This is a genomic window from Streptomyces ziwulingensis, assembly GCF_039542605.1.
GTDB lineage: Bacteria > Actinomycetota > Actinomycetes > Streptomycetales > Streptomycetaceae > Streptomyces > Streptomyces ziwulingensis.
In genome coordinates this window covers 42691-59219 of record NZ_BAABIG010000054.1, presented here as the reverse complement: position 1 = coordinate 59219, position 16529 = coordinate 42691, and the positions used below count along the sequence as shown (strand labels likewise).

Below are 16529 nucleotides of genomic sequence, written 5' to 3'. Positions count from 1 at the left end.
TGACCTTTCTGAGGAGCGGCTCGTGCTCGTGGCGGTCGGACTGTCGTGCTGTCGTGCGGGTGCGCCGGGTCAGCTCTTGATGGCGCCGGTGAGGACGCCCTTGGTGAAGTACTTCTGCAGTAAGGGGTAGACGAGCAGGATGGGTACGGTCGCGATGACCAGCACCGCCATCTGGATCGTCTGCGGGGCGCTGGCGGTGCCCTCGCCGGTGGTCGTGTCGGTCAGCTCGGTGCCGGCGATCACATAGGTGCGCAGCACCTGCTGGAGCGGCCAGTGGTCGCTCTCCAGGTAGAGCGAGGCGTAGAACCAGGAGTTCCAGTAGGCCACCGCGTAGAACAGGCCGACCACCGCGAGGGCCGCCTTGGACAGCGGCAGCACGATCGTCCACAGCACCCGCCAGTCCCCGGCCCCGTCGAGGCGGGCCGCCTCGTACAGCTCCTCGGGGATGCCCTGGAAGAAGCCGCGCAGGACCACGAGGTTGAAGACGTTCACGAGCACCGGCAGCACGATCGAGGAGTAGCTGTCCAGCATGCCGAGTTCCTTGACCAGCAGGAAGCTCGGGATCATGCCGGGTGGGAAGAGGAAGGTGAACAGGATGAGCAGGAGCACCGGCCTGGCGCCGAAGACCGCGGGGCGGGAGAGGGCGTAGGCGAGGGTGACGGTGCAGGCGAGGCTGAGCAGGGTGCCGGCGATCGTGACACCCGCGCTGACGGCGAGCGCGTGGGTGACGATGCCGCCGTCGAGGATGTCGCGGTAGGCGTCCAGGGTCGGCTCGGTCGGCCACAGCACCCAGCCGCCGTTCGCGACCACCTCGCGCTGCGAGGCCAGGGAGGTCGACACGATGACGAGGAACGGGACGCAGACCAGCGCCACGACCGTGACGAGGGCCACCGCCTTGCCCGCCTGCGTGAGGGGTTTCGGCTTCTCCATCCAGCCCGGCCGGATCTGCGCGCTCACCTGTAGACCCCCTGTTCGCCGAGGCGGTGGGCGACCTTGTTGGCCGCGTGGACGAGCACCGCGCCGACCAGGCCCTTGAACAGCCCGGCCGCGGCGGCGAAGCCGTAGTCGCCGCCGACGATGCCCTGGTAGTAGACGAAGGTGTCGATGATCTCCGCGGCCTCCGGGCCGACGGCGTCGCGCTGGAGCAGCATCTGCTCGAACCCCACCGAGAGGATCTCGCCGAGCCGCATGATGAGCAGCAGGACGACCACCGGCCGGATGGCGGGCAGGGTGACGTGCCAGAAGCGGCGCCAGGGGCCGGCCCCGTCGATGGCGGCGGCCTCGTACTGCTGCTCGTCGACCTGGGCCAGTGCCGCCAGGAAGATGATCGTGCCCCAGCCCGCGTCCTTCCAGACGACCTGGGCCACCACCAGAGGCTTGAAGGCGTCGGGGTTGCCGATGATGTCGACGGTGCTCAGTCCGGCGTCACCGAGGTAACTGTTCACCATGCCGGTGTCGCCCAGCACCTGCTGGAAGAGCGCGACGACGATGACCCACGAGATGAAGTGCGGCAGATACGCCACCGACTGCACGAAGCGGCGCACCGAGGACCAGGTGAGGCTGTGCAGCAGCAGGGCCAGCGCCAGCGGGACGGGGAAGTAGAACAGGATCTGCAGCAGCGCGATCCACAGCGTGTTCAGGACGGCGTCCCAGAACGCCCCGTCCTGGAACATGCGCTGGAAGTTGCCGAGTCCGACCCAAGGGCTGCGCCAGATGCCGTCGAACGGCACGTACTCCTTGAAGGCGATGACGTTGCCGACCAGCGCCCCGTAGTGGAACACCAGGAAGTAGGCGATGCCGGGCACCATCAGCAGGAAAAGCGTCCGGCTGCGCCTGTTCTGAAAACCTTTTCGCTCGGACGGAGTGCCTTCCGGACGACGACGAGACTGATTCGGCGTCGATTTTCCGGGGCTCTCGCGTAGCAGCGCTGCCACGAAGCCTCCTCGGCTGCGGAACGGAGTGAAGGGAAGTTAAAACGTTTTCAGAGGACGGTCAACAGTTCTGACAGGGTTCTCTGACAGGGTTCGCGGCGGGCCGGGGCCGGGCCGGCCCGGGGGCGGCCGTTCCTACGCGCGAAGACCCGCCTCCCGCGCGGACACCGCGTGCAGCGGCGCCGATCCGGCTGCCAGGCGCCGCAGTTCGCCGGTCACGAGCCGCCCCATGGCCCGGCGTTCGCCTCCCACCGTCCCGGCCACATGGCCGGTGAGGATGACGTTCGGGAGGGTGTGGAGCGCGGAGTCCGGCGCCGGGGGTTCCTCGGCGGTCACGTCCAGTACCGCGAAGAGGTCCGGTCGCTCGGTCAGCACCTCGATCAGCGCTTCCTCGTCGATCACCGCGCCCCGGGCGGTGTTGACGAGCGTCGCGCCCCGGGGAAGGAGCCGCAGCAGCTCACCCGTGATCAGTTTCTCCGTGCGGCCGGGGATCAGCGGGGTGTGGACGCTCACCACTCGGCACCCGGCCAGCAGGTCGGCCAGCTCACCCACGGCCGTCACCCCCGCCTCGCGCAGCGCGCCCGGGTCCTGGTACGGGTCCCACGCGCGCACGTCCGTCTCCAGCCGGTGCAGCCGGGCGGCCACCTTGCGGGCGACCGAGCCGAACGACACCAGCCCGACGGGCTGCCCGTAGATGCCCGGGATCCCCTCCACCGGGGGCAGCGTCCGCGTGGCGGCGATGTGCCGGGAGCGGCGGTGCGCGTCCTTCAGGGCGAGCACGGTCTGGGCGTAGACGTATTCGGCGACGGGCTCGTTGTTCGCGTCCGCCGCCGAGACGACGACGAGGCCGCGCTCCCACACCGCGTCGGTGACCAGTGCGCGGACCGAGCCGGCCGCGTGCACCACCGTGTGCAGGGCGGGCAGCGCGTCGAGCACCTCGGCGGTCAGCCGGGGCGCGCCCCAGGAGGTGATCAGGATCTCCACGAGAGCGCGTCGCGGGTGGGCGAGGAGGGTGTCGGCGTCCGCGTCGTGCACGACGATCTCCACCACCTCGTCGAGTTCCTTCCAGCCTGGGCCACCGAAGAGGTCCTCGCGCAGCGCGGGCGTGAGCAGCACGGCTGCCCGCGGGCGCCGCGACATCGCAGCCGATGACATGGTTTCTCCTCCATCGAGACGTTCGAGTCCGTCGCGCGGGTCGGGGGGCGGTCGCCGATCGTGGCCCGAGCCGATCGGTCGCGGAGAGCACCGCGAGCGACTGTGAAGCAAGTTGAACGATGTGGTGAGTGACGGCCTTGCGCATTCTGCACGCTCCCCGGAGTGCGAACAACCGCCGATAGGTGCCTTCTTGAGGATTCTGGGCCGGATCACGGCGGCGCGTTCGCTTCGATCTGATGCAGAATGGTTCAGAGTCTGGTTCACGTGAACGGACTGGTGTAAAGATGTGACCGCGCCGGACCCGGCCGGACCCGGGGCGCGGCCGTCGCGGCGAGCGAGGCATCCGCCCTCGCCCCACACCCCGTTCACCGTCCGAGCCGCCGTGACGCCCAGGGGACCCCGCGTCCTCCGGGGCGCCGTCGGCCGGGTCCGTCTCCCGCACCCCGAGCGCCTTCCACTCCGCACGCTCCCAGGAACCCCGCACGCTCCCAGGCAGAGGAGAACCACTGTGGGCAACTCCAGTCGCCGATCCGTCCTGGCCTCGGCCGCCGGCGGAGCCGCGGCCCTCGCCGCCTCTGGGACTACGGCGACATCATGCACACCTACGACGCGACCCGGCACACCTGGTGCTACGACATCGGCGGCCTCGCCTGGGACAACTCCGAGCTGTCCACGGACCTGTGGCTCTGGTACCACTACCTGCGCACCGGCGACGCCGAGGCCTTCCGCTTCGCCGAGGCCATGACCCGGCACACCGGCGAGGTGGACGTCTACCACCTCGGCAAGTACCAGGGCCTGGGCACCCGGCACGGCGTCATGCACTGGGGCGACAGCGCCAAGCAGGTCCGGATCAGCAACGCCGGCTACCGCCGTTTCCACTACTTCCTCACCGGCGACGAACGCTCCGGAGACCTGCTGCGCGAACTGGTCGACGCCGACCGCGGCTTCCTCGTCCTGGACCCGGGCCGCAAGGTGAACGGCAGCGGCGGCGTCTTCGCACCGGACCCCAGGGCGCTGGGGGTGAGCACCACCACCGACTGGGGCGCGCTCGCCATGGCCTGGCTGGCGGAGTGGGAGCGGGGCGGCAAGGACCTCGCCCGCACCAAACTGCTCAACGGCGCCAGGACGATCGCGGCACTTCCCAACGGCTGGGCCCAGGGCGGAAAGATCACCTACAACCTCGCCGACGGCAGGTTCTCCGGCCCCGCGCAGAAGAGCGTCTCCGTCGGCTCCCTCAGCTCCGTCTTCGGCCTGATCGAGGTCATGACCGAACTCCTCGACCTCGTCGACGAACCCGAGGTCGAGGCCCGATGGGTCGCCTTCTGCCGGCTCTACAACTCCACCAAGGCCGAACAGCGCGAGGCCACCGGCTCCGACTGGGGCAACCTCAACCTGAGGCAGGCGTACGCGCGCGCCAGTGCCTACGCCGCCGAGCAGTCGGGCGACGAGGCGCTGGCGAAACGGGCCTGGCAGGAACTGCGCACCGGCCACGCCGGCTACCCGGAGGGCCACTCCTTCACGCCGCGGCGCGTGGTGGCGCCCGCGGTGCTCAACCCCGTGGACGAGGCGTCCCTGTCCGCCAACGCCAGCGCGCAGTTCGGGCTGGCGGCCATCCAGTGTCTGGCCCTGGTCGGTGAGCACATCCGGTAGGCCGCCCGCTCCTGCCCGCCCCTCCCCGGCACGCGGGAGGACAGGTCCCTCTAGGATGCTCAACATCTGCTCAGGGAGGGGCCATGCCCGAGATGCTCGTCGCACAGCGCCGTGAACGGCTGCTCAGCGAGCTGGAGTCGTCCGGGGGCCTGAAGGTCGTCGATCTCGCGGCACGGCTGAACGTCTCCCGCGCTACCGTCCGCCGCGATCTGCTCGACCTGGAGGCCGAAGGGCGGCTGAGCCGGGTGCGCGGGGGCGCCGTCCTGACCACGCCCGACCCCGGAACCCCGCCTCCGGACGCACGACCGTCCGGGGGCGGGCCCGGACCCGGGGCCGTCGAGCGGACCCTGGGCCTGCTCGTCCCCTCGGCCACCTACTACTACCCCCGCGTGGTGGCCGGGGTGCGGGCCGCGGCGGCCGGGCGGGGGGCCCGGGTGGTGATCAGCCTCAGCGACTACGCCCACGGGGACGAGTCGGAGCGGGTCGAGGAGCTGCGGGCCTCCGGAGTCTCCGGGCTGCTCATCGCCTCGCCCGGCGGCCACGACCTGCCGGCCCAGACGCTGGAGCGCCTCGCGGGCACCGGGCTGCCGTACGTACTCATGGAGCGCCAGCCCCACGACCCCTTCGCCGCCTGCGAGTTCGCGGCCACCGACCACCGCCAGGGCGCCTTCGCGGCAGTGCGGCACCTCGCTCTGCTCGGACACCCCGCGGTGGGCCTGTTCACCAACGCCAGCCCCACCGCCGCGCTGGTGCGCGAAGGACATGGAGCGGCGGTGGAGCGGCTGGGACTGCGGACCGACGTGCCGGTGCACGACACCGGGCGCCCCACGATGGGGTCCGCCGAGGCGGCCGAGCACCACGACCGGTTCATCGAGGAGTGCCTGTCGACGGGCACACGGGCCGCACTGGTCCTCTCCGACCACGACGCGATCGAGCTGATGCGCCGGCTGCGCGGACGGGGGCTGCGCACCCCCGAGGACATGGCACTGGTCGCCTACGACGACGAGATCGCCTCGCTGGCCGACGTGCCGCTGACCGCCGTGGCTCCGCCCAAGCGCGCCCTGGGCGAGCAGGCCGCCCGGCTCCTCCTGGACCGTCTCGACGCCGCGGACCCGGCGGCCGTCCCCGTCCGCCAGCTCTTCCTGCAGCCGCACCTGGTGGTCAGGTCGTCCTGCGGCGCGCGGTGAGCGGCTCTCCTGCCGGACGTCCTCCCCGATACTGATAATTAATTAGGAAGACATCTTGACGGTGGGTCGGGGTCGGCCCACGATGAAGACACTTCGCCGAGCCGCTGCCGCAGGAACCGCCTGCCAGGCCGCAGCCGCACCCCCCCTCCACCCCCCCTTGTCTCCCACGGCGGACCTCCCACCCGGAGGTCCGGTTCCTGTGGCGCACCGCCCGGCAGTGGCAGCGACACCGCATCAGCACCGACGGACAGACAGAGTCGTCTGACGAAGGGGACAGAGCCCATGCGTTCGACCCGAAGAACCCGAAGACTGATATCCGGAACATGCGTCGTGGGGCTGGCGGCGACGGCACTCGTCGGAGTGTCCCCCGCCGGCCCGGCGTCCGCCTCGGCGGACGCGTACGACGGGCAGCAGAGGCCGCCGCGCGCGCAGCCGGTGCGCAACGACTCGTTCTGGAAGGACACCGACGGAAACCTGATCGCCGCACAGGGCGGCGGTGTGTTCCGGTTCGGCGACACCTACTACTGGTACGGCGTCCACTACCGCGAGGCCGACCTGTACGCGGTGTCACCCACGCGCAAGCACCCGAAGGCGACCTTCGCCTCGATCAGGGTCTACTCCTCGAAGGACCTCGTCCACTGGGACTTCGAGAACGAGGTCGCCAACCGGTCGACGCCGCTCGCCATCCCTCCGTCCAAGGACGTCAGCGGGGACGCCTTCTCCCGCATGACCTCCCTCGACGACGCGGGCTGGGTCGGCCGCATGGGAGTGGTGTACAACGAGGTCACGCACAAGTACGTGCTCATGACGCAGATGTCCACCACCTTCGACACCGACGGCAAGACGAACGCCGGGGTCCTCTTCCTGGAGAGCGACTCACCCACGGGCGACTTCACCTACGCCGATCTCCAGACGCAGATCCCCGGCGTGCGCTACCAGGGCACCGGGGACCAGACCGTGTTCACCGACGACGACGGCACCGACTACCTCGTCATCTCCAACCAGAGCGGCCGCAACCACACCTACGTCGCCCGTCTCGACCCCTCCGACTCGCTGAGCGCCGAACCCGCGGTCGAGGTGTCGTACAACGCGGCCGGCCGCGAGGGCAACGCGATGTTCAAGGCGAACGGCCACTACTACATCGCCAGTTCCGACCTGCACGGCTGGAACTCCTCGGCCACCCACGTCATCAAGTCCGTCGGGAACGACCCCCAGGGCCCCTACGGCGCCGAGACCGTCATGGCGGGGACGGAGGCGGACTACAGCCATGTGTCGCAGTCCGGGTTCTTCCTCACCGTGCGCGGCAGGAAGGCCGACACGGTGGTCTACGCGGGCGACCGCTGGTCCGAGTTCGCCTGGAACGGCACCGGATACCACCAGTGGGTCCCGCTCTCCTTCAAGGGCGAGGAGCCGGTCTTCCACTCGCTCGGCTCCTGGCGGCTCGACGCCGCCACCGGCCGCTGGGCCGTGGGCAGGGACAACAACTTCCTCCTCAACCCGGACTTCGAGGCCGACCGGATACCGGTGTCGACCGTCACCGGCTGGACCACGACCGTCGACGAGGCGTCACCCTCGACGCGGTTCGTGTCCAACCCCACGCCGGCCCGCAACGGCACCCGTCATTCCCTGCGGCTCGGCGACGCGGTGGGGTTCTCCGGCGGGGTCTCCCAGCGGAACAGGGTTCCGGCCGGCACCTACACGCTGTCGCTCTCCGCGACGACGACGCCGGGGCTCGACACGGCCCGCGTCCGGATCACGGACTCGCGGGGGCGGGAGACGGTCCACGACCTCCTCGACGTCGGGTCCGAGTGGACACCGGTCTCGACCGCGAGCTTCAGACTGCCGCGAGGACCGGTCACCGTCACGGTCGAAGCGGCCTCGGCCGGCGGCGGCACGCTGGCCGTCGACGGCCTCGCCCTGGTGCGTACCTGACCGGCTCCGCGCGGTCCCCGGTCCGGCACCGGCCCGCGGGACCGCACGACCGGCGGCCGGCCCTCCCCGCCGCTCCTCCCCAGGCGCCGAGCCGTCTCCGCTCGTCGCGCCGCCCCGTTCGGAAAGGGACTCCGTCATGCGTTCGCACACCCCTGCCCGCAGAGGCGTCACCGGTCTCGCCCTGCTGACCGCCGCCACCGCTCTGGCCGGGCTGCTGACCGCCCCGGCCCAGGCACACGGCGGCCCGCGCGGCACACTGCCCCAGGAATGCTCGGGCACCGCACCCGTCGTCTGCCACTTCGACGTGCCGCCGGGCAACTACCACGTCACCGCGGCTCTGGGCGGCTCCGACGCCGGCCGTACCGCCATCGAGGCGGAAGGGCGTCGCGCCCTGCTCGCCGAGACGGCGACGGCGCCCGGACAGCTCCTGCGCCGGAGCTTCACCGTGAACGTGCGCGCGGTCGAGAGCCAGCCGACCGGGGAGGTCGGCAGCCCCGGCCTGGACCTCCGGTTCGGCGGCAGCGCACCCCGGCTCGCGGGGGTACGGGTCACCCCGGCCCGCCACGTCCCGCAGATCCTGCTCGCCGGTGACTCCACCGTCTGCGACCAGACGCTGGAGCCCTACGCCGGGTGGGGCCAGGAACTGCCCCAGATGCTGCGACGGGGCGTCGCCGTCGCCAACTACGCCGACTCCGGGGAGAGCACGGTCAGCTTCCTCGCCGACCCGCTTCTCTTCGACGCCCTGGAGTCCGAGGTCCGCCGCGGCGACCTGGTGCTCATCCAGTTGGCCCACAACGACAAGACGACCACCGCGGAGATCTACCGGGCCAACCTCACCACCATGGCCGAACGTGTCCGTGGCCGCGGCGGGGAGCCGGTCTTCGTGACGCCCCTCGTACGCCGCCGTTTCCAGCGGGACGGCACCCTCGACGCCGTCGCGCAGCACGTCATGGCGGCGAACCTGCCCGTCGAGATGCGCTCGCTCGCCGCCCGGCTCGACGTGCCGGTCGTCGACCTCACCGCCCTGACCAGAACGCTCGTGGAGGAGCTGGGCGTCGAGGCGTCCAAGGACCTGTACCTGACCAAGGTCACCGGCGACAACACACACACCTCGGTGTACGGCGCCACCACCTTCGCCCGGCTCGTCCGCGACGCGCTCCGGGAACAGAGGCTCCTGCCCGAGCGCCTGCTGCGCTGAACCCCGGCGCGGAGAACCGCGCGGGCCGGCAGGGCGGTCCGGCCCCTCAGCTCACGCAGCGCACGTGAGCCTCGGCGAGGGCACGGTGGCTGGTGATGCCGTCGTTGTAGCTCAGGAACCACCGCTGGGAGGAGTCCCCCGCGAAGGGGTCGGAGGACCAGTACGCGCCGGTGCCGGGTGTGTCGGGGAAGGCGGTGCGGTCGATGGCCGGGGTGACCCGGCCGTCGTCGACGAGGGTGGCGAGTTCCTTCACCGTCGGCAGGCGCCAGGCGCGCCCGCCGTCGGTGAGGGCCGCGCAGTAGCCGTCGGCCCCGGCCGGGGTCATGGTGCCGGACGCGGTCCCGCGCTGCCAGGTCAGACCCGTGGCCGGGTCGGTGATCCGGCCGGCGGCGGCCCGGTAGGCGGGACGGCCCTCCCCGGTGCCGCCCCGGACGCACCGCGCCTTGTAGGAGGCGGACCGGTAGGCCGCGTTGCTGCTGAGGCCCTCGTAGAAGTTGACGATCCAGGCGCGCGGGGGTGACTTCGGCACGGCCCAGGGGGAGGAGGTCCAGAAGAACATGGCCGGGGTCCCGGGGAAGGCGGCGGTGTCGACGGCGGGACCGGTGCGCGCGGTGTCCACCAGGGACATCAGCTCGATCCGGCTGGGCAGGTGCCAGCCGCCCCCGTTCAGATCCAGCCGCGCGCAGTACGAGCGGGCCCCGGCGAAGGTGTACGTGCCGGGCGCGGACGTGCGCTGCCACACCAGGCAGGTGACCTCGTCCCGCACGGTGCCGTCGCCGAGGTCCGTGTACTGCGCCGGACGCCCGGCCGCCCCGGGCATCGGCCAGTCCGCCCACCGCGGGGCCAGGGAGGTGCCGCAACCGGCCCGGGTGGTCGCGGGCGCCGTGCGGGCGGATGCCTCGGACGGCTCCTCGGCCGCCTTCTTCCGCGGCGTTCCGCTCGGTCCGGGCTTCGCCGAGGTCCGGGAAGGCGACGGGGACACGCTGGGTGAGGCGGAGGCGGAGGCGGAGGACGAGGACGAGGGTGCCGAGGACTCGGCCAGGGCGCCGACCGCCTGCCCGGTCCCGGCGGAGCCGGCCCGGTCGTCGGGCACGGCCCGGTACGCGACCCCGAGGCCGGCGACCACCACCGCGACGGCGACGGCCACCAGTGCCGTTCCCTTCCGGCCGGCGCGCACCGCACGGTGCCGGCGGACCGCCCTGGCCCTCCCCTCGTGCCGCACCGCCGCGAGGACCGAGTCGAGGAGGGACACCGGCACCGGGACGAGGACGTCGTCGGCCACCAGCACCTCCGGCGCCACCCGGCCGAGGGTGAGGGCCGAGCAGTCCGCGCAGCACCGGACATGGCCGGCGAAGCGTTCGCGCCACACCGTGCCGGGCCGTCCGTCCCAGCCCGCCGCGCACCAGGCCAGTTCGTCGCACCGGGAGACGTCGAGGGCGGCCACGACCGTACGGCCGGTCTCCAACTGCCCCAGCATGACGCGGACCCGGGCCTCGGCCTCGGCGGCCGACCCGCCCAGCACGCTCGTCACGTCCGCCCAGGGCATCTCATCCGCCGTCTTCAGCCACCACAGCGACCAGACGATCCGGCTGTCCCGGTCCAGCCAGCGACCGGCCTGGATCAGCTCCCGGTGCTGTCTCGACGACGACGTGCGCGCAGAGGCGAGTTCATCGAACTCCACCGGCGACTCCTCCGCTCCGCCGCGCGCGGCGGGCGGCTCCGCGGCCAGGCGCAGCGCTCCGCGCACCACCTCCGTCCGCACTCCGTGCGCGAGGCCGGGGGCGGGCAGGTCGCGCATCGCCCGCAGCATGGCCTCGTGCGCCACCCGGTCGACGTCGGGCCGCCGGGTCAGCGCCCGCCCCACGACGTTGTAGACCAGCGGCAGCAGACGCCGTACGAGGGTCTCCTGCGCGTCCCGGTCTCCCCGCCGGGCCGCCGCGACGAGCCTCCACTCGTCCCTGTCCGCCTCGTTCATCCCCGTACCACCTGGTCCTCTCGTACTGCGTGGGTCGTCGGTCGCGGTCCGCCGTTCCTCGTGGGCCCGCCGAGCCGCCCGAGCGGGCGCCGTGCGCTTGGGCGCACCGCGTCCGCTCGGGCGGGACGGGAGCAGCGGATTCGTGCTGTGGTCAGGACTCCTCGCGGCGCCCGTGCGTGTCGTCGCCGTGCCGGTCGCGGTCGTGGTCGTGGTGCGGGCGGCCCCGGTGGCTGTGGCGCGCGGTCGGGCTCGCGCCGGGCGTCGCGGTCTCCTCCGCCGCGTCACCCACGTACGTGATGTCGGGGCGGGGCGGCTGGGACATGCCGCTGCCGAGGTAGTAGTCGACCTCGTGGGACTGGAGGTAGCCCTTGACCGTCATGTCGTTGCGGTAGGCGGGGTTGTGCGCCAGCGTGTAGAGGCGGGTGTCCGTGGCCTGGTTCGTGGTGAAGACGAGCAGTTCGTTGTTGTCGGCATTGGTGTACACGGCCTCCTCGCGCCAGTCGCCGAAGAGGTCGGCGACCAGTGCGGGGGTGTTGGCGTTGCCGAAGCCCTTGGCGCCGTACTTCCAGGCGGTCAGGACGCGGGGCACCCCGGTGGTCCCGGTCGGGGAGTCGGGGTTCCACTTCTCGATCTTGCCGTCGTTGAGCAGTTCCATGCTGGTGTCGCCGTCCCACCACAGGCCCATGCCCGGCCAGGGGGCCTTGGAGGTGTCCTTGACGAGCAGTTCGTCGGAGGCGGCGTTGTGGAGGCCGGAGAAGGACCAGGCTTCCATGCCGGGGGCGTCGGGGTCGATGTCGCCGACCAGTCCGCGGCCGACGTCGACCACGTTCTTGCCGTGGTGCTTCCAGATCATGGTGCCGTCGGCGGCGTCGTAGTAGTACTCGCGCAGTCCGCTCTCGTTGTCCTGCTGGACGCCGTAGCCCTCCAGGCCCGGCCGGTCGGGATCGATGTCGGCGATGTACCAGCGGTCGCCGTGGATGACGCCCTGGCCGGCCAGGCTGTAGCGCAGGGTGCCGTCGCCGTTGAGCACGAACCCGATCTCGGCGACCTCGTCCTTGCCGTCGCCGTCGACGTCGATGACGCGGGTGTTGTGCCCGTCCGGCGCGTCCTGGTTCCCGCGCAGCCACTTCCACTTGCGCTGCACGGTGGAGCCGTCGAAGGTCCAGGCGGTGTACATGAGGTTGAAGCCGCCCCGGCCGACCCGGTTCTTCATGAAGGAGACCAGGGTGGGGGTGTGGCCGTCGAGGTAACCGACGGCGAAGCGGGCGTACATCGGCCCGTCCGCCAGGTAGTCGTCGGGGACCGGGGCCGTGGCGCGGGGGGCGCCGGTCATGCCGTCGAGCATGGCGATGAACTGGTGGTCGGCGGTCTCGCCCTCGCCGAAGGTGGTGCCGTCGCCGAAGGTGACGCCGTTGGCTATGCGGGCGGCGACCTCCGCCTTGCCGTCACCGTCGAAGTCGTAGACGGTGATCCCGTCCCAGTTGCCGGTGTCCAGGCCCGCCGAGCCGCCCTCGATGTTGTTGACGTTCACACCGTTGGGACCCATGTGCATGGACCACAGGAAGGTGCCGTCGCTGCGGTACGCCTCGATGGCGCGCGGGGCGGTCTGCCGGTCGACGAGGTAGTCGTACGCGCCGTCGCCGTCGAGGTCGCCGACCCAGGTGAACTTGACCTGGGCGCCGTCGCGCAGCGGAACGCGGACGACGGGCTCCTGGGCGTGGTCCGCCGTGAGCGTGAAGGGAGCGCCGGCGTCCTGCCCCGCGCTCCGCTCCGCACCGTCGACCACCGGCCGGACCTGGTAGCTGTTGTCCGCGGTCAGGTCGGCCGTGGAGTCGGTGAAGTTGGTGCCCTTGGTCAGCACCTGCGCGTTCAGCTTGGTGTAGGCGCCGTCCTTCCCGGCGGAGCGGTACACGTTGAAGCCGATGCCGTCGGGGTCGAGTCCCAGCAGCCGCCAGGAGACGAGGACGGCCGTGGCGCTGCTGCGCACGGCGACCACGCCGCGGTCGAGCCTCTCCATCGGGCGCGCGGTCCCCGCCGTCCCCGAGGCGGGCTGGTCCGTGGAGGCCATGCCCAGCGGGGAGAGGTCGGTGAGCAGCGCGAGGGACGCGGCCACGGCGGCCGAGCCCGCTCCGACGGACCACCAGACGGCTTTGCGGCGACGGTGCTTGGGGTGCACAGGAGTCTCCTGTTGTTCTCTCGTGGACGGCGCGGCGGGTCGTACGGGGGGCCGCCGCGGCGCCTTGGATCGGTGCCTTACGAATGGGAGACCGGTGCGGGGGGCCGATGTCTCAGAAAACGCGAGAACTTATGAGTGTGACGGCTGTCACGTTGAGGTTTGGTGTGCCGATGTGGGTGAACCGGCCGTATTCGCCCGTCTCGCCGCCCGGGGGCGCCGGCGCGGCCGCCGGTCCGGGGGATCTCCCCGGCTTGTCGCTGTCGCCGACGGTGGCACACTGTCGCTGCGTGACGGTGGCCGTCGAGCCCGGGCGCCGAGGGCCGCCCACGTCACCGCATTCACGAGGCAATGGGGAAGGACGGTGTCGCGTGCGCTCGCGCGAAGCTGGGCCGCGTTCGGACGCGGCCAGGGTGGCGGCTGCCGCCGAAGGAGACCGGCAGGCCCTCGATGCGCTGGTGACCGACTATCTGCCGCTGATCTACAACATCATCGGCAGGGCCATGGACGGCCACCCCGACGTCGACGACATCGTGCAGGAGACCATGCTGCGCGCGGTGAACCACCTCTCCGCGCTGCGAGAGCCGGAACGGTTCCGCTCCTGGCTGGTCGCCATCGCGGTGCGGCAGGTGCGCGACTGGGAGCAGGCCCGGCGGGCCCGGCCGCAGCCGGGACTGCCCGAGGACACCGTCGCGCAGGCGGATCCGCGGGCCGACTTCGCCGACCTCACGATCCTCCGGCTGGATCTGTCCGGACAGCGCCGGGAGGCGGTGGAGGCCACCCGATGGCTGGAGGAGTCCGATCGCGAGACCCTGTCCCTGTGGTGGATGGAGACCGCCGGGCAACTGCGCCGGGGCGACTGGGCGGCCGCCGGCGGACTCGACCCGCATCAGGCGGCCGTACGCGTGGCGCGCGTAAAGGAACGCCTGGAGGCGGCCCGCTCCGTGCTGCGCGCACTGGCCGCCTCACCCCGATGCCCCGAACTGACGCGGTGTCTGGCGTCCTGGGACGGCCGCCCCAGCGCCCGGTGGCGCAAGCGGCTGAGCCGGCACGTCCGCGACTGCCCCTCCTGCGGAAGCGTCCGGGGTGCCCTCATTCCCGCCGAGGGCCTGCTGGGCGGTCTGGCCCTCGTACCACTGCCACTGGGCCTCTCCGCTCACCTGATCATGGGCGTCCTGGGGGGAACGAAGGGCGGTGCGGCGGGCGCCGGTGCGGGCGCGTGGCCGGATGCCGCCACGGCTGTCCGGAGCGCGGGCCGGGCCGGGCGAACCGCCGGGCGGCTGGCCAACGGGCCGGTCGCGGCGGTGGCGTCGGGCGCTCTCGTGCTGGCCGGTGCGGGCCTGTGGTACGGACTCGCCGGGCCGTCGGACACCGGCGCCCGCCCCGAGGCCCGGCAGCAGTCGGCGCCGGCTTCGTCGCCCGGTCTCTCGGTCTCCCCCTCGGCGTCGTCCGCACCGCCTCCGAGTGCCGCCCCGGCCCCGGAGACCGTGGCGCCGTCCACGGACCGCGCCACGACACCCGCCGGTGCGTCCCCCACCCCCCGCTCGACGCCCGCGTCGGGCATCCTGGGCCCGCACGCGCTGCGCGCTGCGGCTCTGCCCGGCCAGTACGTGGGCGTACGCGACGGGCGGGCGGTGATGACGAGTGCGCTGGACGGGACGTCGCTCGCCGCACAGCAACTGGTCTTCACCGTCGTCCCGGGCCTGATGGGCAGCGGTTGCTACTCCTTCCGGCACACCGGTGGCTCTTACCTGCGCCACACGGGTTACCACGAGGGAGCGCTGGAACTGGGCGCCAACGATGGAAGCGCACGGTTCCGCGCCGACGCCACCTACTGCCTCCGCGAGGGGGAGGAGCGGGGGTCCAAGGCCCTGTTCGCCTTCAACAGCCCGCTGTCGCACCTGCGTCGGCGCGACGACGGCAGCGTGTGGCTCGAACCGCGGGAAGGCGCGGACGCCGGCTACGGGACCGGCACGTCCTTCCTGTTCGTCACCCCCTGAGAGGTCCGGGCCGCAGGACGCCACCGGACCTCAGGAGGGCGTTGCACTCCTGTTGCAGCGCGACGTCCGCCCACATCGGGTGCTGCGGTGCGGCGTTGGAGCAGACGACGGCGCCGCGTGCCCCGGCGCGGGCCGAGGCGGTGACGGCGCGGCGGCAGAAGTCCGCGCCGAACGCGCCGCCTTCGAAGGTGCTGTGCAGGGGGGTGTATCCGATCCATCCCTCCCCGAACACCAGGGGCACTCCCCTCTCGTCCGCCCAGTCGCCGGCCGCCGCGATCCACAGATCGAGCGTCGCCTCCATCGCCGGGACGTGCGGGACACGGCGGTCGTGGAGCCAGGTGTCGAAGAGACCGGGGTCGCACCAGTCGTGGAGGTAGATTTCGCGCGGGCCGACGACGGTGGCCGCCAGACGCCACCGGTCCTTCTCGGGCGGCGCCCAGTCCGCCAGGCGGGGAGCACCCGGCCGCAGCAGTTCCCGCGCCGCCCGCTCCTGGGGGAAGGGACGGGAGGTGTCGCGCAGCGCGTAGGTGTCGAGGAGTTCGTCGAGGACGCCGTGGACGTAGGGGTGGAAGACGGCGACGTCGACGCCGCGGGGGATGCCGTGCAGGGAGTTGACGGGGACCTCGGCGTAGTTGACCGTGACGGGCCTGTCGGGGTGGCGTTCGCGGAAGCGGGCGAGGCCGCGTTGCAGACGGGGGCGCAGGGCGACGACGGTGTCGTCGCCGGTCAGTCCCTCGGCCAGGCGGCCGGCCTGGACCTCGTTGTGCAGCTCGGTGAAGGCGATCCGGTCGTCGAGACCGTCGTGGCCGGCCAGGAAGTCGACGAGGTCGGCCAGCGCGTCCGCGAGCGCTTCCGCACGGCGTTCGGGCTCGATGGCCATGATGGTGTCGAACCAGGCCCGGTCGCCGGCGAAGGACGGCGACTGCTGGTACTCCCAGCTCGACAGGATGACGAAGCAGTCGTGCCGCCTGGCCGCCTCGAACAGGGCGAGCAGATGGGCTCGGGCGTCGATCTCGGTCTCGCCGCGTACGTCGTACCAGCGCACGCGCTGTCCGTAGGCGCCGCCGAGCGGGCCGAGGCGCAGCCGGGTGGTGTCGAGGCCGGTGCCGAACAGGAGCAGCGGCATGGCGCAGACGCGGACGGTGTTGTACCCGCGTTCGACCGCCTCGGCGAAGGCACGGTCGAGGTCGGCGAAGGGCTCGCCGGGGGCGGTGCGGGTGTACCAGGTGAAGTCCCACAGGGAGATGGTGAGGGTGCCGGGCAGGTGGCTGGGCAGCGCGGTGGGCACGGTGGGGCACGCCTTTCGTCACGGGCGGGGCGGGCGAGGA

The 16529-nt window shown here is 72.1% G+C and carries 11 protein-coding genes; 5 read left to right on the top strand and 6 right to left on the bottom strand.

The window, feature by feature from the left end:
• Positions 1–69: 69 nt before the first annotated feature.
• The 3 genes from ABEB00_RS24810 to ABEB00_RS24800 all read right to left on the bottom strand — a co-directional run bounded on the left by ABEB00_RS24810 (position 70) and on the right by ABEB00_RS24800 (position 3086).
• Positions 70–957, bottom strand: coding sequence for a carbohydrate ABC transporter permease (locus ABEB00_RS24810; RefSeq protein WP_345622380.1), 888 nt, complete (start codon positions 955–957; stop codon positions 70–72).
• Complete coding sequence (locus ABEB00_RS24805) at positions 954–1808, bottom strand: ABC transporter permease (protein ID WP_345622378.1); 855 nt, start codon at positions 1806–1808, stop codon at positions 954–956. The genes ABEB00_RS24810 and ABEB00_RS24805 overlap by 4 nt, the downstream gene beginning before the upstream one ends.
• A gap of 258 nt (positions 1809–2066) precedes the next feature.
• A complete protein-coding gene (locus ABEB00_RS24800; protein WP_345622377.1) occupies positions 2067–3086 on the bottom strand; it encodes a hydroxyacid dehydrogenase in 1020 nt (339 codons plus the stop codon).
• A gap of 528 nt (positions 3087–3614) precedes the next feature.
• Here ABEB00_RS24800 and ABEB00_RS24795 point away from each other — a divergent pair.
• The 4 genes from ABEB00_RS24795 to ABEB00_RS24780 all read left to right on the top strand — a co-directional run bounded on the left by ABEB00_RS24795 (position 3615) and on the right by ABEB00_RS24780 (position 9053).
• A complete protein-coding gene (locus tag ABEB00_RS24795; protein WP_345622496.1) occupies positions 3615–4736 on the top strand; it encodes an exo-rhamnogalacturonan lyase family protein in 1122 nt (373 codons plus the stop codon).
• Between the two features lie 83 nt (positions 4737–4819).
• Entirely contained in the window at positions 4820–5923 is a 1104-nt protein-coding gene (locus ABEB00_RS24790; protein WP_345622376.1) for a substrate-binding domain-containing protein, read from the top strand.
• 330 nt (positions 5924–6253) lie between these two features.
• A complete protein-coding gene (locus tag ABEB00_RS24785) occupies positions 6254–7855 on the top strand; it encodes a family 43 glycosylhydrolase (protein WP_345622375.1) in 1602 nt (533 codons plus the stop codon).
• 136 nt (positions 7856–7991) lie between these two features.
• Positions 7992–9053 (top strand): rhamnogalacturonan acetylesterase, encoded by a 1062-nt coding sequence (locus ABEB00_RS24780; protein ID WP_345622374.1) that lies wholly within the window; start codon positions 7992–7994, stop codon positions 9051–9053.
• A gap of 46 nt (positions 9054–9099) precedes the next feature.
• Here ABEB00_RS24780 and ABEB00_RS24775 read toward each other — a convergent pair whose 3' ends face one another.
• Together ABEB00_RS24775 and ABEB00_RS24770 are read right to left on the bottom strand one after the other, a co-directional pair.
• Positions 9100–11028 (bottom strand): Lcl domain-containing protein, encoded by a 1929-nt coding sequence (locus ABEB00_RS24775; protein ID WP_345622373.1) that lies wholly within the window; start codon positions 11026–11028, stop codon positions 9100–9102.
• Positions 11029–11179: 151 nt separating this feature from the next.
• Complete coding sequence (locus ABEB00_RS24770; protein WP_345622372.1) at positions 11180–13204, bottom strand: rhamnogalacturonan lyase family protein; 2025 nt, start codon at positions 13202–13204, stop codon at positions 11180–11182.
• A 368-nt stretch (positions 13205–13572) separates the two neighbouring features.
• On the opposite strand from ABEB00_RS24770, the gene ABEB00_RS24765 reads away from it, so the two are divergent.
• Complete coding sequence (locus ABEB00_RS24765; RefSeq protein WP_345622371.1) at positions 13573–15201, top strand: sigma-70 family RNA polymerase sigma factor; 1629 nt, start codon at positions 13573–13575, stop codon at positions 15199–15201.
• Here the strand turns inward: ABEB00_RS24765 and ABEB00_RS24760 are convergent.
• Entirely contained in the window at positions 15191–16489 is a 1299-nt protein-coding gene (locus ABEB00_RS24760; protein ID WP_345622370.1) for a cellulase-like family protein, read from the bottom strand. The genes ABEB00_RS24765 and ABEB00_RS24760 overlap by 11 nt on opposite strands.
• Positions 16490–16529: the final 40 nt, after the last annotated feature.